Source organism: Tranquillimonas rosea (assembly GCF_900111315.1).
GTDB classification, from domain to species: domain Bacteria; phylum Pseudomonadota; class Alphaproteobacteria; order Rhodobacterales; family Rhodobacteraceae; genus Tranquillimonas; species Tranquillimonas rosea.
Genome location: NZ_FOGU01000006.1, coordinates 179520 through 197397 on the forward strand (window position 1 = coordinate 179520; position 17878 = coordinate 197397).

Below are 17878 nucleotides of genomic sequence, written 5' to 3' on the forward strand. Positions count from 1 at the left end.
TTCCGACATGACCTACATCGTCAACGATGCCTGTATCTCCTGCAAATACACCGACTGTGTCGAGGTGTGCCCCGTGGATTGTTTCTACGAGGGAGAGAACATGCTGGTGATCCATCCCGACGAATGCATTGATTGCGGCGTCTGCGAACCCGAGTGCCCCGCCGACGCGATCCGTCCCGACACCGAGCCGGACGCCGAGAAGTGGGTCGAGTTCAATCGCAAGTACTCCGAGCAGTGGCCGAACATCATCACCAAGAAGGACCCGCTGCCCGAGGCCGAGAAACACGACGGCGAGAGCGGCAAGCTGGAGAAGTACTTCTCCGAGGCGCCGGGCGAGGGCGACTGAGCGATTCGCCGCCGCAGCGCGGCATCACGCAGCGTTCACGAGCAATTTTTTGCTGTTTTTTAACGGCTTAATCGGGCTGCGCTTTCCAAGTGTCATGTGACGTGCTATGTATACGCCTCGCGCGGCCAACTCCGCGCGGGCGCACCCGTCTGCCTGAGGATCGCGAATTGGGTGCGCGTCGGCGCTGCACGGACGTTCGGAACGGTCGGGTTCCGGGGGTCCTTTTCTTCGCCGGTCACCTGGGGTCCTTACGAGGAAGACTGACTACATGAGCAAAGCGAAGAAACCTGAGTTCCGTCCCAACGATTACGTCGTCTATCCGGCGCATGGCGTGGGTCAGATCGTCTCGATCGAGCAGCAGGACATCGCCGGCATCGCGCTGGAGCTGTTCGTGATCTCGTTCGAGAAGGACAAGATGACCCTGCGTGTGCCGACCCATAAGGCCAGCGAAGTCGGTATGCGTCAACTCAGCACGCCTGACGTTGTCGGCGAGGCGATGAAGACGCTTCGTGGCAAGGCCAAGGTTAAGAAGGCCATGTGGTCGCGCCGGGCCCAGGAATACGAGCAGAAGATCAACTCGGGCGATCTCATCGCGATCGCCGAGGTGGTGCGAGATCTCCATCGAGCGGACGACCAGCGCGAGCAGAGCTATTCCGAGCGGCAGCTGTACGAGGCCGCGATGGAGCGTCTGACGCGTGAGGTCGCTGCCGTGTCCGGCTCCGACGAGACCGCCGCGCAGAAGCAGGTGGACGAGGTTCTGGTGGGACGCGCCGCCGCCGCGTGATGCCCCTCCGGCCAGCGCCGCCTCTGTCGAAGCCGTCGCAGCCCTGCGGCGGATTTCGTCTTTTCGCGGGGTCAGAGCGCGGCGAGCAGGGTCAGCAGCACCGCGATCTCGCTGAGTTGCTGACAGGCGCCCAAGATGTCGCCGGTATGGCCGCCGATCCTGGCGCGGGCGATCAGCGCAAGCCCGGCGCTCACCGCTGCCGCGGCGAGAAGCGCGGGAAGCGTCGCGATCCCGACGGTCAATAGTCCGACGATCAGCGCGACGGCGATGGCGCCGGTCTGCGTCGTGGTGCCCGGACGGCCGACCTTGGCGGACAGGCCGTCATCCCGCGCCGGGCGCATCCGTCCCATCGCCAAGACCATCGGCACGCGTGAGATCACCCCTGCGGCGAGAAGCGGGGCCAGCACGGCGCCCTGCGCGAATAAAGCGGCAAGCGCGGCCCATCGCAGCCCCACCGACAGCGCCAGCGCCAGCGTGCCGTAGGCGCCCATGCGGCTGTCCCCCATGATTTCGAGCCGACGCTGGCGGGTCCAGCCGCCCCACAGACCGTCGGCGGTGTCGGCCAGCCCGTCCTCGTGCATGCAGCCGGTGGCGATGACGGTCACCGACAGCGCCAAGCCGGCCGCGACCGCGGGGCCGAGCCCAAGGGAAAGCGCCGGCACCGCGACCAGCGCCGCGAGCCCCCCGGTCACGAGACCCACCGCCGGCCAGGCCCATGCCGCACGCGCGCCGCGCTCCATCGCGCGCATGCCGTCGCCGGGTACGGGAAGGCGGGTCAGCAGGCCAAGGGCGCAGGGCAGGTCGCTGAGGCGCGGGGCGTCGGACATTGGGCTCTTTCTCTCGTCGCTTGGCTGCGCCAGAAGGGGCGCGCCGCCGACATGAAGGACCGAGATGACATTTTCCAGCCTCGATGACATCGCCGCCGCGCTTCGCGACCTTCCCCAGCCCGACGCGCAGGCGCTCACCGGCGCCGCCGAACGCAATACGCAGCTGACGAAGCCGCCCGCGTCGCTCGGCCGGCTGGAAGAGCTGGCGCAATGGTATGCCGGCTGGCGCGGCATCCCCCGGCCCGGCCTGGCGCGGCCCCAGATCGCCATCTTTGCGGGTAACCACGGGGTCGCGCAGCGCGGCGTCTCGGCGTTCCCGCCCGAGGTCACGGCGCAGATGGTGGCCAATTTCCAGGCGGGCGGCGCGGCGATCAACCAACTCAGCCAGACCTTCGGTGCGACGATGAGCGTGCACGCGCTCGATCTCGGAACGCCGACCGCCGATTTCACCGAAGGCCCCGCGATGGACGCCGATGCCTTCCTCGCCGCGTGGCGCACAGGGTGGGACGCCGTCGATCCCGAGGCCGACCTGTTGGTGACAGGCGAGATGGGCATCGGCAACACGACCTCGGCCGCCGCCATCGCGCTCGCGCTCTACGGCGGGGCGGCTGCCGACTGGACGGGGGCCGGGACGGGCGTGACCGCCGGGGCCTTCACCGGCAAGGCGAGGGTCGTCGAGGCCGGTGCCGCGCGGCACGGGAGCCAGCCGCCGGTGGAGATCCTGCGGTGTCTCGGCGGGCGCGAGCTGGTTGCGATGGCGGCGGCGATCCTGCGCGCCCGGCACCTGCGGATCCCGGTGATCCTCGACGGTTTCATCTGCACCGCCTCCGCGGCCACGCTGGAGGCCGCCGCACCGGGCGCGCTGGACCATTGCGTCGCGGGGCACCGATCGGCCGAGGCAGGGCACGGGGCGCTCTTGCAGCGGCTGGACAAGGTGCCGCTCCTGGACCTCGGCCTGCGGCTGGGCGAGGGCTCCGGCGCGGCGTTGGCCATCGGGGTGCTGCAGGGCGCGGTGGCCTGTCACTCGGGCATGGCGACCTTCGGAGAGGCGGGGGTGAGTGGCGGCTAGGCCTTCAGCCCCTCGGCATCTTCCTTTTCCTGCTGGATCGCGTCCTCTTCCGCGATCTCCTCGTCCTCGGCGAAATCGGCGGCGCGCTTGCGCGCGGCCTCGTCCGAGTCGAACTTGTCGACGAGCGCCGTCTCGAGCTCCTTGTTCAGCTCGCGCGCGCGGGCGATGTAGGCGTCGTTTCGCGCCACGGGCACGCCAGGCACCCACAGATCGGCCAGCTCGCGCAGGGCCGAGCGGTCGATCTTGTAGAACGCCTTTTCCATCTCGGACGCCTCGTAGCCCGAAAGCCCCATGTTCTCGAGCACATAGCGGCCGGCCCTGAGGGAGGAATCGAAGAGCTCGCGCACGATGTCGTCGGCCCCCGCACGGTACAGCTCGTAGACGTGGACCCGGTCGCGGGCGCGGGCGACGATGTGCAGGTCGGGGCGTTCGCGCCGGGCGAACTCGACGATGCGGGTCGAACTGTCCTTGTCGTCCATCGCCACCACCAGCACGCGCGCCGTGGCGAGGCCCGCGGCGTGCAAGAGTTCCGGCCGCGCCGGATCGCCGAAGAAGCCCTTGAACCCGAAGCGCCGCATCAACTGGATCGTGTTCAGGTCGTGGTCCAGGACCACCGTGCGGAACCCGCCCAGTTGCAGCATGCGGTTCACCACCTGACCGAACCGCCCGATGCCGGCGATGATGATCGGGGCAGTCTCGTCGATCTCGTCTTCTTCGACGTCGTCCTCGGGCTCAGCCATGCGCTTGGAAATCTGCTCGAACGCGATGAAGAACAGCGGCGTCATCAACATCGAAAGCGCGATCACCAGAAGGGCCGTCTCGCCCAGTTCGGCCGGCAGCACGTTCTGCTGGAGCGAGAAGCTGACCAGCACGAAGCCGAACTCGCCGGCCTGTGCCAGCCCCAGCGTAAACAGCCAGCGGTCGCGGGGCCTGAGCTTGAAGATCAGCGCCAGCACGTACAGCACGGCCCCCTTGATCGCCATCACCCCCAGCGTCAGACCCATGATCGCGAAGGGCGCGCCGAAGAACGTGCCGAACTGGATCCCCGCGCCAACGGTGATGAAGAACAGCCCCAGCAGGAGGCCCTTGAAGGGTTCGATGTCCGATTCCAGCTCGTGCCGGAACTCGCTGTTGGCAAGGACCACGCCGGCCAGGAACGTGCCGAGCGCGGGAGACAGGCCCACCAGCGTCATCAGAAACGCGGTCGCGATCACGATCAGCAGGGCGAAACAGGTATAGAGCTCGCGCAGGCGCGCGGCGTGGATGAAGCGGAAGATCGGGCGTGTCGCATAGGTGCCGAGCAGGATGACCAGCGCGACCGCGCCGAGCGTCAGCAGCGTCATGCCCCAGCCCGGAAGGTTGTCGATCAGGCTCAGCGCGGCCTCGGCGTGGTCGCCGGCGGTGGTTTCCGGCAGGTCGGCCTCGCTCTCCGCCCCGCCGTGGCCGCCGCCGCCGCCGCCGTTCAGGCCGGGGATGGCCAGCAGCGGCAGGAAGGCCAGCATCGGGATGACGGCGATGTCCTGGGTCAGCAGGACCGAGAAGGTCGAGCGTCCTCCGCTGGTTTGCACCAGGCCCTTTTCGCTGAGCGTCTGCAGGACGATGGCGGTCGAGGACAGGGCAAACACGGTGCCGAGCGCCAGCGCGATGCTGGGCGGCTGGCCCAGCAGCATCGCCCCGCCGGTCACGAGCGCCATGGTCAGCAGGATCTGTGCACCGCCGAGGCCCAGCAACCGGTGCCGCATGTCCCACAGATTGCGCGGCTCCAACTCCAGCCCGATCAGGAACAGCATCATCACGACGCCGAACTCGGCGAAGTGCTGCAGGTCCGCCGTCTCGGACCCGACCAACCCGAGGAACGGCCCGATCACGATCCCCGCGGCGAGGTAGCCCAGCACCGAACCCAGCCCAAGACGGGCGGCAAGCGGCACGGCGATCACCGCGGCGGCGAGATAGATCGTGGCTTGGAGCAGGAAGTTTTCCATGTGTCTCCTCTTGGATCGCGGCCAAGGTCGGCAGCGGCGCGTCCGGTTTCACCCCGATCCATGACGCTCCGGCTGCGGACACTTGGCCACGGCCGGACGCAGCGGCAGAAACTGGGTCAGGAACGTGTTCAACGCTCCGGGATCGGCGCAGAATATCCGCAGAAGGTAGTCCGCTTCGCCCGCTGCTGTCCATGCGCTGATGATGTCGGGCCGACCTCCGGTCGGATCGCGGTGACCAAGCTGCCGGACCGGCACGGAGGACGACGGCGCCCGCGACTGGCGCGCCCCGTCGTCGTTCCGAGCGGTCAGCTGTTCGGCATCTGCAGCGTAATGTTCCGGCCGCCTTTCACATAGCGGAGGGCGCTGTCGCCGATCGCGGCGACCCGGCCCCCGTCGATGCGGTCCCCGACCTTGACCTTCACGAAGCGCCCGTTGGGCAGGCGCAGCAGCGCGCGGCGGTTGCTGTCGCCGCCATAGACGCCGATCAGGTTCATCCGGCCGAGCCGCAGCTCGTTCGGCGACGTGGCCGAGCGGGCGACGGTCGCGCTTGTGGGGGCGGTGGGTTGCGCGCGGGCCTCGCTCGGCACTGGCGTCGACGCCCGTGCGGCCGCGATACGCTGCTCCAACGCCTCGGGGCGAGAGCGGGGCGAAAGCGAGCGGGCCACCGCGGCGGGATTGGTCGAGACGATCTCCGTCTCTTCCTCCTCGGCTGCGCTCTCGTCCTGTTCGGCCGTGTCTGCGGCATCGGCCGGGGCGTTGTCCTCGAGCTCGTCGATCACCTCCTGGGCGGCGGTGGAGGCGGCGGCGCTGGCCTCGGCGGCGGCGTTGGCGCTCTCGCGCGCGGCGGCCAGGTCCTCGGGGCGGGCGCGGGGACGCAGCAGTGCTGCCTGCGCCTCATCGTCCGTGGTGCTCTCGTCCGCGTCTGGCGTTTGGGCCTCGGCCTCTTCCTCGCTGCCCGTGTCCTTGCCCGGACGGCGCAGCGGCCGCACGGCAGGCACCTCTGTATCGTTGGCGCTGCGGACCTCGACCGGAGCGCGGTCGGGGCGGTCCGGCGGGATCACGTCGGGCACGCCGTCATAGACGACGATGCCGTCGGGCGAGACGGCGCCTTCGGGATCGGGCCTGACCATTCCGTCGTCGGTCAGGTCGAAATCCGTACCGGCCGGTGCGGGCGGCAGCGCGACCGTGTCGGAAGGCGTGTCGCGCGGCGGCTCGGGCGTGGGCATGCGGTTCGCAGAGGCAAGCGCGATCTCGGGGTCGTCGGCAGAGACGTAGATGTCCTCGGCCCGGTCCGCTTCGGGCGGTGCGGATTCCTCGGGTGACAATTGCCAGATGCCGGTCGAGGCATAGCGCGACAGCGCCGCTTCGGGGGTCAGCGGTTGCGGCAAGGCGGGCTCGGCCGCCGCGTCAGAGGATGGCGGCACGGTGGCCTCGGCGTCCGCCGCCGGTGTCAGCGCCGCCTCGTCGGTCGCGGGCGGGGTCGCGCCGCCATCCGGGCCAGGCGGTACGACGTCGCGCGCCTCGGCGTCCGGCGCGGTCGTGCCGGGTTCGACGGCGGCGATGCTGTTGGCGTCTTCGGACGCGCTGCCGGTGACCCAGGTGATGCCGATCCAGCCGCCCACGACGAGCGCGACGGCAATCACAACGCCCGCCACGAGCCCGCCTATCCCGCGCGAGGCTGGCCTTTCGGAGGCGCGCGCGCCGAAGATCGTCAGCGCTTCGGCCTCGTCCTTCGGGCGGTTCGCGGCCAGCCTGTCCTGCGCCGGATCGGGGCCGGGAATGGAAGGGGCCGAGGATGTCTGGCCCATTTTCCCCGTCGCCGCGGGGGATGTCCGCGGCGCGGGCGCGTCCTGCGCATCCACGTCGGCCTCTCCTGCGTCGGCCCGCAGGTCCAGACGGCCGGGTACGTCGCCCAGATCGGGAGAAGTCGCGGCGGGCTCCTCCTCGGCCGTGCGGCGACGGGACATGAACTGAACGGGGGCCTCGGGCAGCGGGGCGGTGTCCTTCGTCGCTGGTGCGGGGCGCGGCGCGGCCGGCTCCTTGGGGGCGGGCATGCCGGGCTCGCGCGGCTCGATCTCGGACGCGGGCTTGGCTTCGGCGAGGTCGTGAGGCGGTTCCGGCGACGTCTGGGCCGGCTCGGCCCCGTGATCCTCGGGCGGGCTGGCGGCTTCGGACGACGGCTCGGGCGGACGGGCTGCGATCTCGGGCGCGTCCGGTGTCGACGCCTGGGGCGCGTGCGGTTCGGTTGGTGCCACTTCTGTGGGCGCGACTGTCGGCGCCGCTGTGGCCACGGTGGCGTCCGCTGGTGGCGTGGCGGGGGCCTCGGCCGAGGAGGTCGCGCCGAATTTCGGGCGCCCGCGGAACATGCCGGGCCGGGGGCGTGCGGTGAACCGGACGGGATTGAAACCGTGCGCGGCGGCAAAGCCTTCGGCCTCGTCCAGCGTTTCCTTCGCCACGGCTGCGACCAGCGCGGCATCGTCCTTGGTGCGCCAGTCGTATCGCAGGTCCGCGATGCCGTAGGGCGTCATAGACTCGAGCGCCGCGCGCACCGCCGCATCGCGGGTGGCGCGGTCGGGGCCGGGCGCGTCGATGCTGGTATAGAGAATTTCCGAATCCGGCACGATCAACTCGGTCCGCAGCGGTCCCTCGGCGGTGTCGAGGGCCAGCTGGCGCAATCCGGCGATCTTCTCGTCGAAGGCGGGGTCGTCTAGCGCGACCTCTCCGATGACCGGGTCGCCCTTGGCGGTCAGGTGCCGCAGGCGAACGCCTGTCCTGGAAAGATCGAGCGCGAATTCCAACTTCATGTCAACGCTCTAGCAATAAGTGCGGACGTGACGCGTCGTCAGCTTCCGCTTTCAGGACCTTATAGCAGCATTTCGCCGAACTTGGCAAAAACAGCTTTCCGGGCGAGGTGCGCCGTGCCCTTGTCCCGTCAAGGGTTAACGGAGAGAGAACATCATGCGGACACTCATCACACTGCTGGCCGTGCTGTGGGCGGGAAGCGCCATCGCACAGGTCGAGACGGCGGACACGATCACCGTGACCGGCGAGGGCAGCGTCGCCGTCGCGCCGGATCAGGCGACGCTCCAGACCGGCGTGACCGCCCGCGCGGACGAAGCCGCCGGCGCCGTCTCGGAGGTCGCCACGGCGCTGGACGAGGTTCTGGCGCAGATCACCGGGGCGGGCGTTGACCGGTCGAACGTGCAGACCTCGAACCTGCGGCTGTCGCCGGTCTACGAAGAGCGGCAGCCGAATGGCGGCACGCCCGAGATCGTTGGCTTCGAGTCGGCGAGCGACCTGGCGGTGACGACGGGGGATCTCGACGGTCTGGGCGATCTGCTGGATGCCGTCCTGTCGGCCGGAGCAACGCAGTTCGGGGGCCTCTCCTTCGGGCTCGAGGACCCGACCGAGGCGATGGACGAGGCCCGGCGCAAGGCTGTGTCCGACGCGATGCGCAAGGCCGGCCTCTATGCCGAGGCGGCCGGCGTTGCCCTTGGGCCGGTCCGGACCATCACCGAGACGCAGGGCGGCGGCGCCCCGCGGCCGATGCGCGCCTTCGACATGGCCGAGGCGCGCACCATGCCCGTGGCCGAGGGGGAGATCGCCGTCACCGCCTCGGTCACGATGGTCTTCACGCTCGAACAGCCCTGAACTGCGTCCGATCAGGCGGTGGCCTTGGCCAGCGCCTGATCGAGATCGGCGATCAGGTCGTCGGCGTCCTCGATGCCGATCGACAGCCGCACCATGTCCGGCGCCGCGCCGGCGGCGTGCTGCTGCTCTTCGGTGAGCTGGCGGTGCGTGGTCGAGGCCGAGTGGATGATCAGCGACCGCGTGTCGCCCAGATTGGCGACGTGGCTGAACAGCTCGACCGAGTCGACCAGCTTGACGCAGGCATCGTATCCGCCCTTGACCGAGAACGTGAACAATGCCCCGGCGCCAAGCGGGCAGACCGACTTGGTCCGCTCGTAATACGGCGACGAGGGGAGCCCGGCGAAGGTCACCCCGGTGACACGCTCGTCCTTTTCCAGCCATTCCGCGACGGCCAACGCGTTGTCGCAGTGCTTGCGCATCCGCAGGCTCAGCGTCTCGATGCCCAGCAGGGTGTAGTGCGCCGCCTGCGGGTTCATCGTCATGCCGAGGTCGCGCAGGCCGATCGCGATGGAGTGAAAGGTGAACGCCATCGGACCGAACGTCTCCTGGAAGACAAGACCGTGATAGGCGGGTTCCGGCTGGCTCAGCGAGGGGAACTTGTCCGAGGCGGACCAGTCGAAAGTGCCCGCGTCGACGACGCAGCCGCCGGTGACGGTGCCGTTGCCGGTCAGGAACTTGGTGGTCGAATGGACGACCAGCGTCGCGCCGTGCTCGATAGGTCGGCACAGGTACGGCGTGGCCGAGGTGTTGTCGATGATGAGCGGCACGCCGGCGTCGTCGGCGATGTCGGCGATGGCGCGGACGTCCATGATGTAGCCGCCGGGATTCGCAATGGCCTCGCCGAAGATCGCGCGAGTGTTCTCGTCGATCGCGCCGCGCACGGCATCCAGGTCGTCGAAGTCGACGAAGGTGGCCGACCAGCCGAACCGCTTTATGGTCTGGCTGAACTGCGTGACCGTCCCGCCGTAGAGCCGGGTCGACACTACGATGTTCTTGCCGGGCCCCATCAGCGGAAAGAGCGCCAGCAGCTGCGCCGCGTGGCCGGATGAGCAGCAGACTGCGCCCGCGCCGCCTTCGAGCGCGGCGATCCGGTCGGCCAGCGCCATCACCGTCGGGTTCGTCAGGCGCGAGTAGATGTAGCCGACTTCCTGCAGGTTGAAGAGCGCGGCGGCATGGTCGGCGTCGCGGAACACGTAGGACGTGGTCTGGTAGATCGGCACCTGCCGCGCGCCGGTCGCCGGGTCCGGCTTGGCCCCCGCATGGACCTGCATCGTGTCGAAGCCCTGGGTCTTTTCGGTCATCGTATCCTCCCTCGATGTGCTCGGTCACGATCTGTAGGCGCAAGCGCGGCGGCGCACAACGCGCGCGAGGCGGTCAGCGCATCCAGAGATTGCGGCGCTTGATGCGGTTGCGGATCTGCTCTTCCTTGCGGGGCAGGTCGGATTGGTCGAACAGCGCCCGGACCTTGGCGCCGCGGTGCTGGAGGACCATACGCCTGATCGGATCGTGACGCTTGAGGACTTTCTTGATTCGGTTCGGCGCGGTGATCCGTTCCACCAGATCGACGACGGCATCGCTTTCCCGCGCGTAGAGCAGGGGGAGCAGGCGGTAGTGGCACGACACGCTGCCGTCCAGAAGTCCCTCTGGCAGGGTCTGCCGACCGCCGCCAAGCGCATGGATGACCAGTGGCAGTGCCACCTGGTCGAGCCAGGGATCGAGCGATTGGCAGGCCAGTTCATCAGGAGGGTCGTCGCGGATCGCGGTGGCATACTCGGTGAAGCGCTCTCCGAATGTCGCCGGGTCGGAATGAAAGAACCAGCCGGCGTTGAAATAGAGATAGCGCCGCCAGTATTCGTCCGGCTGCGACAGGTCGAGCGAGCTTTCGAAGTCCAGCCCGAACCGGTCGTAGAGCGACCGCCAGATCCGCGTATAGCCGGGGCCGTAGAGCTCGATCCGCGGCCACGTCCCCTCGCGGCGGAGCGAGGCGCTGGGGCGCGAGAAGTCGAAGGGCACGCGGCTGAGCGGGCCGGTGATCAGCGTGTCGCTGTCGAAGAAGACGAAGGGCTCGTCCGGGGGGAGAGCCTTCAGCCCGTCGATCTTGTTGCCGTAGGGATAGGACTGCCCGAAGTGGTCCGAACGGAACGGCACGATCTCTGCCCCGAGCTCGGCTTCGAGCAGGGCGCGCAGGTCGGAGTCGGCGATGCGCGGATCGTCCTGCCAGAGCGGTCCGGGCTGCGGCTCTGCCACGATCAGGCGTCCGGCGAAATCCGGGTCCGAATGGCGAAGAGAGGCGGCGAAGAGCGCGGCTTCATAGCCGATCCGGCCGGATTGGCCGACGACCATCACGTTGAAGCGTGTCGGGCGGTCCGTCCTGGGGGTGTCGGCCATCCCTTGCCCTGCCAATGCCATCATGCGCCGCGCACCCTAGCGGCACCGCAGCGGCTTGGCACCCCGGTATCGTCGCGGCCGGCCGGTCCGGCCGCGATCTCAGAACGGGCCCGTCTTGCTGGAGAAGTCGCCGATGTCGAGCACGGGCGAGGCTTCGATCCCGGTCTCGTCCAGCATCGACGCGACGCGTTCGAGCACCGAGACGATCATCGCCTGCTCCCAGTCCTCAAGCGACTCGAACTTCTTGACGTATTTCTGCTGCAGCGGGTCGGGCGCGGTATCGACCGCGTGCTGGCCTTCGGGGGTGATGACGATGTTCGTCACCCGGCGGTCATGGGCCGAGGGGTGCCGTTCCACCATCCGTTTCTTCTGCAGCCGGTCCAGCAGCGAACTCATCGTCGCCGCCGAGACGCCCATGCGGCGGCAGATTTCCTTGGGCGTGGCGCGGCCCTGTTCGGCCACGATCTGAAGCACGCGGATCTGCACCGCGGTCAGGCCGGCCGCCTTGGCAAGCTCGCGCCCGTACAGTTCCGTCGACCGCAGGATGCGCCGGATCGCGACAAGACTCTTGTCCGTGCGGTCCATCGGGGCCCGGTGATCGGTGCCCTCGAGCCGCGCATCACCGGGCGCATTGCGCGACTCGGCCGGCACCGCATCGGTGTCCTTCGCACGTCCCGTGCGGGTACTATTCAAGCTCATACGACCTCTCATGTTTCGTGTCGCAAAGATATGTGCTTAAAATCCGCGTCGAAAAGCGATGGCGTTTCATGCGGATAACGGGCTTGTCAGTGTCCAAACGATTTTAATCTTGATCCGACAGGGGATAGTTTATATTTAGCCTTACGAACGATAGGAACTTAGCCTTACGAACGTTGTTCTGCAACAAGAATGGGACCGAGCCCGTGCCGACACTGCAAACAGATAACCCGATCACCCTGCGCACCCCTTCGAGCGACGATGGGCCCGCAGTTTGGGAACTGATCCGGGAGTGCAAGCCGCTCGACGAGAACTCGCGGTACTGCAACCTGATTCAGTGTGACCACTTCTCCGAGACCTGCGTTCTCGCCGAGATGGACGGAGACGTCGTCGGCTGGATCTCGGGGTACATCGTCCCGGACGAGCCGGACACCTTGTTCATCTGGCAGGTCGCCGTGTCCGAGAAGGCACGCGGGCAGGGGCTTGGCCGCCGGATGCTGAACGAGCTGGTGAAGCGCGACATCTGCAACGGTGTCGACCGCATCCGGACCACCATCACCAAAGACAACGACGCGTCGTGGGGCCTCTTTACGCGTTTCGCTGAAAAGAAGGGCGCCGAACTCGACAGCGAGGCGCACTTCAAGAAGGACGACCACTTCGACGGCAATCAGTCGACCGAACACATGGTCACCATCACACTCGCCGAGGCGCTCGAGGCCGCTGCCTGAGCTGGCCCGCGCCGTGCGCCGCCCTAGGTGACTAGGGCGGCTCAAACTCCAATGGAGAATCCCCATGTCGACAGTCACCAATGGCGACAAGAGCATCTTCGACCGCCGCGAGAGCCAGGTGCGCTCGTACTGCCGGTCGTTCGATACCGTTTTCACCAAAGGCCAGAACGCGACGCTGACCGACGTCGAGGGACGGGAATACACCGATTTCCTCGCTGGTTGCTCGTCGCTGAACTACGGTCATAACGACCCCGACATGAAGGCCGCACTGATCGAGCACATCACGGGCGACGGCATCGCCCACGGGCTCGACATGTACACCGATACCAAGGCGCGCTTCCTCGAGACCTTCGAGAAGACGATCCTCGAGCCGCGTGGCATGGACCATAAGGTGATGATGGTCGGCCCGACGGGCACCAACGCCGTCGAGGCATCGCTGAAGCTCGCGCGCAAGATCACCGGCCGCAAGAACGTCATCGCGTTCACCAACGGCTTTCACGGCATGACGCTGGGCTCGCTCGCGCTGACCGGCAATTCCGGCAAGCGGAACGGCGGCGGCGGCGTCAGCCTGGGCGACGTGACCCATCTGCCGTATGACGGCTCGATGGGCGACGTGGATACGCTCGAAGTCGCGCGCACCCTGCTGAACAACTCGTCCAGCGGCGTCGACAAGCCGGCCGCGTTCATCGTCGAGCCCGTGCAGGGCGAGGGCGGCCTGAACGCTGCCTCGAAGGAGTGGATGCAGGGCATCGCCGCGCTGGCGAAAGAGCACGGTGCGCTGCTGATCGTCGACGACATCCAGTCCGGCGTCGGCCGCACCGGCACGTTCTTCGCCTTCGAGCCGTTCGGCATCGAGCCGGACATGGTGCCGATGGCGAAATCGTTCTCGGGCATGGGCCTGCCGTTCGCGGCGCTTCTCGTGAAGCCCGAACTCGACGTGTGGAAGCCGGCCGAGCACAACGGCACCTTCCGCGGCAACACCCACGCCTTCGTCACGGCGCGCGTCGCGCTCGAGAAGTTCTGGACGGACGACACGTTCGCCAAGGAAGTGACGGAAAAGGGCGAGGTGCTGCACCAGCGCCTGTCCGAGATGGCTCAGAAGATCGACGGCGCCCGCCTGAAGGGGCGCGGCATGATGCGCGGCGTCGACGTGGGCTCCGGCGACCTCGCCGAGGCGATCTGCGCCGAGGCGTTCAAGAACGGCCTGATCATCGAGACGTCGGGCGCCGGCGACGAAGTGGTCAAGGTGCTCGCGCCTCTCACCATCCCGATGGAACAGTTCAAGGCAGGGCTGGATACGCTCGCCGCCGCAGTGGACACCTGTGTCCAGAACAAGATCGCAGCGGAGTAACCGAATATGATCGTACGTGATTTCAACGAGTTGAAAGACGGCCCTCGCGCCGTGTCGGATGCCAATTGGACCTCGGTCCGCATGCTTCTGGCCGATGACGGGATGGGCTTCTCGTTCCATATCACGGTGCTCCAGGCCGGATCCGAGCACACGTTCCACTACAAGCACCACTTCGAAAGCGTCTATTGCGTCTCGGGCCGTGGGTCGATCACCGACCACGGCACCGGCGAGACGCACGAGATCAAGCCCGGTGTGATGTACGCGCTCAACGAGCACGACAAGCACACCCTCCGGTCGGACGAAGAGCTGGTCATGGCCTGCTGCTTCAATCCGCCCGTTACGGGCAACGAAGTGCATCGAGAGGACGGTAGTTATGCCCCAGCAGACGCAGACACCTGACCCCCGTACACCCGTCGCCGAGATCCCCGGCGACGGGCACACCGTCGAGAAGATCGGCGGCACGTCGATGTCACGCCTGCCTGAACTGGTCGACACGCTCTTCATGGGCGACCGCGAAGGCGAGGATCTCTATAACCGCATCTTTGTCGTATCCGCGTTCGGCGGCGTCACCGACATGCTGCTGGAACACAAGAAATCCGGCGAGCCGGGCGTGTATGGCCTGTTCGCCAGCGCCGAAAGCGACCATGGCTGGCTGGATGCGCTGAACCGCGTGTCCGAGGCCATGGGCAAGGCGCACCGCGACGTGCTGGACAATCCCGGCGATCAGAAGCTTGCCGACGATTTCGTCCGAGACCGGATCGAGGGCGCGCGCTCGTGCCTGATCGACCTTCAGCGCATCTGTTCCTACGGCCATTTCCGCCTGTCGCGGCACCTGATGATCATCCGCGAACTGCTGTCGGGCTTGGGCGAGGCGCACTCTGCCTTCGTCACCTCGTTGCTTCTGAACCGCAAGGGCGTCTCGGCGCGCTTCGTGGACTTGTCGGGCTGGCGCGACGAGGGTGAGTACAGCCTCGAGGAGCGCATCCGCTCCGAGCTGGAGGACATCGACTTCAGCGCCGAGTTGCCCATCTGCACCGGCTATGCCCAGTGCGCCGAAGGCCTGATGAAAGAGTTCGACCGCGGCTACTCCGAGGTGACGTTTTCGCGCATCGCGGCCATCACCGGCGCGAAAGAGGCGATCATACACAAGGAGTTCCACCTGTCGTCGGCCGACCCCAAGGCCGTGGGCGAGGACAAGGTGCGCAAGGTGGGGCACACGAACTACGACGTGGCCGACCAGCTGTCGAACATGGGGATGGAGGCGATCCACCCCAAGGCGGCCAAGACGCTGCGCCAGTCCGGCGTGCCGCTGCGCGTGACCAACGCGTTCGAGCCGCACGATCCCGGCACGCTGATCGAGGAGTTCCCCTCGCAGCACGCGACCGCCGAGATCGTTTGCGGCATCGACATCTACGCGCTCGAGGTGTTCGAACAGGATATGGTCGGCGTAAAGGGCTATGACGCCTCGATACTCGAGCTTCTGACCCGCCACGGGCTGCGGATCGTATCGAAGGTGTCGAACGCGAACACGATCACCCACTACGTCGATGCGCCGCTCTCCAAGATCCGCTCGGTCGAGAGCGACGTTGCCGATCGGTATCCGCAGGCTGAGATCAACACCCGCTCGCTCGCCATCGCGTCCGTCATCGGTCAGAACATGGCCGGACTGAAGGTGCTGGCCCGCGGTCTGGCGCTGCTGGACGATGCCGGCGTGGACCCGGTTGCCGCTCATCAGAATGCACGCAACGTGGACGTTCAGTTCCTCGTGCAACGTGACGACCTCGACACCGCGATCAAGGCGCTGCACGTGCTGATCGAAGAGGACGAGGCCGAGGTGACGCGCCAGCGCGCAGCCGAGAGCAAGGGCAAGAACGCGGCCAGGGCCGCCGCCTGACGCCTGCGTCTCACCGCAGGTTTTCAATCAACGCCCCGGCGCGATCTGCGCCGGGGCGTTTTGTTGTGCGGGTTCGCCTGCCGGAACGAAAAGGGCCCCCGGCGATGTCGCGGGGGCCCTTGTCGGTGTGCTCTGGCCCGTGGCTCAGGAAGGGGCTGCGGGCCGCTTCCGGAACAGGATCAGGTAGACGAACAGCGCCGTCAGCAGCAGGAAGAACAGGCTGTCCAGGTTGGTCAGGAAGACCATAGGATTGCCGTCGTTCAGCGACAGCGACCGCCTGAGATACTGCTCGAGGTCAGGGCCCAGGATGAAGCCCAGGAGCATCGAGACCGTCGAATAGTTCTGCTTGCGCAGGAAGAAGGCCAGGATGCCGAACAGCAGCGCCAGGAACATCTGGAAGATCGAGAACGTCGCGACATAGCTGCCCACGAGGGCGACCACCGCGATGGCGCTGTACAGAAGGCCCTTGGGGATCTGGACGATCCGCACGAAGTAGGGGCCGAACAGGAACAGCGTCAGCGGGATCAGGATCAGCGCGCTGATGAACAGCGAGGCGAACATCGGTGCGATCAGGTCGGCCTGCTGCTCCAGCAGCCGCGGCCCCGGTTGCAGGCCGTTGATGACCAGCACGCCCAGCACGATCGCCGTGGTCGGATCGCCGGGGATGCCGAACATCAGCATCGGCACGAAGGCACCGCCGCACATCGAGTTGTTGGCCGATTCCGCCGCGGCCAGCCCCTCGCGCGAGCCCTTGCCGTATTCTTCCGGATGGCGCGAGCTGCTCTTGGCCGAGGCGTAGGACACGAAGGCCGCCATCGACCCGCCCGCGCCGGGCAGGATGCCGGTGCCATAGCCGATGATGGCGCCGCGGAGATAGGTGAACAGGCCGATGCGCCGGATTTCGGACAGGGGCGGAATGAAGTCGCGGCGCCGGATCTTCACACCGTCGGCGTCCTTGATCTGATCTCCGATCGAGCTGTTCCAGCTCTGCGCCTGGATCAGCACCTCGCTCACGGCGAAGGCGCCGATGACGATGGGCATCAGGTCGATCCCCTCGACCAGCGTCTCGGTGCCGAAATTGAAGCGCGGGATCGGCTGCAGCACGTCGATGCCGACGGTGGCCAGCATGATGCCGAACAGGGTTGCGACGACGCCTTTGGCGATGGCCCCCTTGTCGACAATCACGATGACGACCAGCGCGAACAGCACAAGAGAGAACTTGCCGGGCGTTCGGATGAGCAACGACAGCTCGGCCGCGAGCGGCATGAAGCCCATCAGCAGGATCGCCCCGATGCTGCCGCCGATCATCGAGCCGAGCGCGGCGTGACCGAGCGCGTTGGCGCCCTTGCCCTGCTTCATCAGGGCGTTCCCCTCAATCGCCGTCATCATCGAGGACGGCGCGCCGGGGATGTTGATCGTGGTGGCGGTGATGCTGCCGGAATACATACCGGACATGAAGATCGCCGCGCTCATCACGAGGGCGGGGATCACGTCGATGGTGTAGGTGATCGGCAGCAGTAGCGCGATCGCGAGGACCGAGGTCAGGCCCGGCATCGCGCCGAAGAACGTGCCGATCAGGAAGCCGGCGACGAGAAAGCCGATCACCGTCCAGTCGGCCAAAGCGGCGAAACCGCCCAAGAGGGTGAGGAACGTCTCCATTTACAGAAGTCCTCCGAGAACGGGCGGCAGTCGGACGCCGAAGACCAGGCCGAAAAGAGCGTAGAAGGCGAGGGTGGTCGCCGCCACGTAGAACACGAACCAGACCGGGCGCCGCGTCTCGAAGCCGAACACGAAGAACAGCGCGGCCACATAGAGCGCGGTGGCCGGGAAGTATCCCAGCGGCCGGAACACGAAGATGTAGACGAATGTCGCCACAACCACGAGCGCGGGCTGCAGGAGCGAGCCCTGCGCCTCGTCCGGGGCGTCGTTGCGCAGTTCTCCGATCAGGACGACCAGCAGGGCCACGTACATCAGGATCGCGGTGAGGATCGGGATCGTTCGCGGGCCGATCTCGCCGGCGCCCGAGAACTGTGCGCGGATCGTGAAGGCTTCGGCCAAGTAGACGGTCGTCACGATCAGGAAGAAGACGGGAAGCAGGATTCCCATCCGTCCGAACCGTTCGCGTGGGCTCATGTCACTCTCCAGAAATGGCAGGGCACCGG

General features: G+C 67.2%; 16 protein-coding genes. 8 read left to right on the forward strand and 8 right to left on the reverse strand.

Translation table 11 applies throughout. From position 1 onward, the window contains the following. Window positions 1-7: 7 nt before the first annotated feature. Window positions 8-346, forward strand: a complete 339-nt coding sequence (gene fdxA, locus BMZ25_RS11815) for a ferredoxin FdxA (RefSeq protein ID WP_092693820.1) — start codon at window positions 8-10, stop codon at window positions 344-346. Between the two features lie 268 nt (window positions 347-614). Further along, entirely contained in the window at window positions 615-1130 is a 516-nt protein-coding gene (locus BMZ25_RS11820; protein WP_092693822.1) for a CarD family transcriptional regulator, read from the forward strand. A 71-nt stretch (window positions 1131-1201) separates the two neighbouring features. Here the strand turns inward: BMZ25_RS11820 and cobS are convergent, their stop codons facing one another. Further along, window positions 1202-1957 (reverse strand): adenosylcobinamide-GDP ribazoletransferase, encoded by a 756-nt coding sequence (gene cobS, locus BMZ25_RS11825; protein WP_092693824.1) that lies wholly within the window; start codon window positions 1955-1957, stop codon window positions 1202-1204. Between the two features lie 64 nt (window positions 1958-2021). Between cobS and cobT the strand changes: the two genes are divergently transcribed. Further along, the gene (gene cobT / locus BMZ25_RS11830; protein WP_092693826.1) at window positions 2022-3026 is read left to right on the forward strand and encodes a nicotinate-nucleotide--dimethylbenzimidazole phosphoribosyltransferase; all 1005 of its coding nucleotides are present in this window, start codon (window positions 2022-2024) and stop codon (window positions 3024-3026) included. Here cobT and BMZ25_RS11835 read toward each other — a convergent pair. Then, window positions 3023-5008, reverse strand: coding sequence for a cation:proton antiporter domain-containing protein (locus tag BMZ25_RS11835; protein ID WP_092693828.1), 1986 nt, complete (start codon window positions 5006-5008; stop codon window positions 3023-3025). The genes cobT and BMZ25_RS11835 overlap by 4 nt on opposite strands. 305 nt (window positions 5009-5313) lie before the next feature. Then, window positions 5314-7812: a hypothetical protein gene (locus BMZ25_RS11845; protein WP_092693830.1), complete on the reverse strand. Its 2499-nt coding sequence runs from the start codon at window positions 7810-7812 to the stop codon at window positions 5314-5316. Between the two features lie 154 nt (window positions 7813-7966). On the opposite strand from BMZ25_RS11845, the gene BMZ25_RS11850 reads away from it, so the two are divergent. Beyond that, a complete protein-coding gene (locus BMZ25_RS11850; protein ID WP_092693832.1) occupies window positions 7967-8659 on the forward strand; it encodes an SIMPL domain-containing protein in 693 nt (230 codons plus the stop codon). An 11-nt stretch (window positions 8660-8670) separates the two neighbouring features. Here the strand turns inward: BMZ25_RS11850 and BMZ25_RS11855 are convergent, their stop codons facing one another. The 3 genes from BMZ25_RS11855 to BMZ25_RS11865 form a co-directional block, all read right to left on the reverse strand. Further along, on the reverse strand, window positions 8671-9960 hold the full coding sequence (locus tag BMZ25_RS11855) for an O-acetylhomoserine aminocarboxypropyltransferase/cysteine synthase family protein (protein ID WP_092693834.1): 1290 nt from the start codon (window positions 9958-9960) through the stop codon (window positions 8671-8673). Window positions 9961-10033: 73 nt separating this feature from the next. Then, window positions 10034-11047, reverse strand: coding sequence for a hypothetical protein (locus BMZ25_RS11860; protein ID WP_092693836.1), 1014 nt, complete (start codon window positions 11045-11047; stop codon window positions 10034-10036). 99 nt (window positions 11048-11146) lie between these two features. Then, window positions 11147-11746: a MarR family winged helix-turn-helix transcriptional regulator gene (locus BMZ25_RS11865; RefSeq protein WP_328586857.1), complete on the reverse strand. Its 600-nt coding sequence runs from the start codon at window positions 11744-11746 to the stop codon at window positions 11147-11149. A 203-nt stretch (window positions 11747-11949) separates the two neighbouring features. On the opposite strand from BMZ25_RS11865, the gene ectA reads away from it, so the two are divergent. The 4 genes from ectA to BMZ25_RS11885 all read left to right on the forward strand — a co-directional run bounded on the left by ectA (window position 11950) and on the right by BMZ25_RS11885 (window position 15716). After that, window positions 11950-12471: a diaminobutyrate acetyltransferase gene (gene ectA, locus BMZ25_RS11870; protein WP_092694119.1), complete on the forward strand. Its 522-nt coding sequence runs from the start codon at window positions 11950-11952 to the stop codon at window positions 12469-12471. A gap of 64 nt (window positions 12472-12535) precedes the next feature. Beyond that, window positions 12536-13822, forward strand: coding sequence for a diaminobutyrate--2-oxoglutarate transaminase (gene ectB / locus BMZ25_RS11875; RefSeq protein ID WP_092693838.1), 1287 nt, complete (start codon window positions 12536-12538; stop codon window positions 13820-13822). A 6-nt stretch (window positions 13823-13828) separates the two neighbouring features. After that, window positions 13829-14221 carry an ectoine synthase gene (locus BMZ25_RS11880; RefSeq protein ID WP_092693840.1) on the forward strand — a complete coding sequence of 131 codons (393 nt, stop codon included), beginning with the start codon at window positions 13829-13831 and terminating at the stop codon, window positions 14219-14221. Beyond that, window positions 14196-15716 carry an aspartate kinase gene (locus BMZ25_RS11885; RefSeq protein WP_092693842.1) on the forward strand — a complete coding sequence of 507 codons (1521 nt, stop codon included), beginning with the start codon at window positions 14196-14198 and terminating at the stop codon, window positions 15714-15716. Before BMZ25_RS11880 ends, BMZ25_RS11885 begins: the two co-directional genes overlap by 26 nt. Before the next feature lie 144 nt (window positions 15717-15860). On the opposite strand, the gene BMZ25_RS11890 is transcribed toward BMZ25_RS11885, so the two are convergent. Together BMZ25_RS11890 and BMZ25_RS11895 are read right to left on the reverse strand one after the other, a co-directional pair. Further along, window positions 15861-17375 carry a tripartite tricarboxylate transporter permease gene (locus tag BMZ25_RS11890; RefSeq protein ID WP_092693843.1) on the reverse strand — a complete coding sequence of 505 codons (1515 nt, stop codon included), beginning with the start codon at window positions 17373-17375 and terminating at the stop codon, window positions 15861-15863. After that, window positions 17376-17849 (reverse strand): tripartite tricarboxylate transporter TctB family protein, encoded by a 474-nt coding sequence (locus tag BMZ25_RS11895; protein WP_092693845.1) that lies wholly within the window; start codon window positions 17847-17849, stop codon window positions 17376-17378. Between the last annotated feature and the right edge of the window lie 29 nt (window positions 17850-17878).

Coding starts and splice junctions, on each gene's coding strand:
- fdxA (WP_092693820.1), top strand. CDS start 8: ATGACCTACATCGTCAACGATGCCTGTATCTCCTGCAAATACACCGAC.
- BMZ25_RS11820 (WP_092693822.1), top strand. CDS start 615: ATGAGCAAAGCGAAGAAACCTGAGTTCCGTCCCAACGATTACGTCGTC.
- cobS (WP_092693824.1), bottom strand. CDS start 1,957: ATGTCCGACGCCCCGCGCCTCAGCGACCTGCCCTGCGCCCTTGGCCTG.
- cobT (WP_092693826.1), top strand. CDS start 2,022: ATGACATTTTCCAGCCTCGATGACATCGCCGCCGCGCTTCGCGACCTT.
- BMZ25_RS11835 (WP_092693828.1), bottom strand. CDS start 5,008: ATGGAAAACTTCCTGCTCCAAGCCACGATCTATCTCGCCGCCGCGGTG.
- BMZ25_RS11845 (WP_092693830.1), bottom strand. CDS start 7,812: ATGAAGTTGGAATTCGCGCTCGATCTTTCCAGGACAGGCGTTCGCCTG.
- BMZ25_RS11850 (WP_092693832.1), top strand. CDS start 7,967: ATGCGGACACTCATCACACTGCTGGCCGTGCTGTGGGCGGGAAGCGCC.
- BMZ25_RS11855 (WP_092693834.1), bottom strand. CDS start 9,960: ATGACCGAAAAGACCCAGGGCTTCGACACGATGCAGGTCCATGCGGGG.
- BMZ25_RS11860 (WP_092693836.1), bottom strand. CDS start 11,047: ATGGCCGACACCCCCAGGACGGACCGCCCGACACGCTTCAACGTGATG.
- BMZ25_RS11865 (WP_328586857.1), bottom strand. CDS start 11,746: ATGAGCTTGAATAGTACCCGCACGGGACGTGCGAAGGACACCGATGCG.
- ectB (WP_092693838.1), top strand. CDS start 12,536: ATGTCGACAGTCACCAATGGCGACAAGAGCATCTTCGACCGCCGCGAG.
- BMZ25_RS11880 (WP_092693840.1), top strand. CDS start 13,829: ATGATCGTACGTGATTTCAACGAGTTGAAAGACGGCCCTCGCGCCGTG.
- BMZ25_RS11885 (WP_092693842.1), top strand. CDS start 14,196: ATGCCCCAGCAGACGCAGACACCTGACCCCCGTACACCCGTCGCCGAG.
- BMZ25_RS11890 (WP_092693843.1), bottom strand. CDS start 17,375: ATGGAGACGTTCCTCACCCTCTTGGGCGGTTTCGCCGCTTTGGCCGAC.
- BMZ25_RS11895 (WP_092693845.1), bottom strand. CDS start 17,849: ATGAGCCCACGCGAACGGTTCGGACGGATGGGAATCCTGCTTCCCGTC.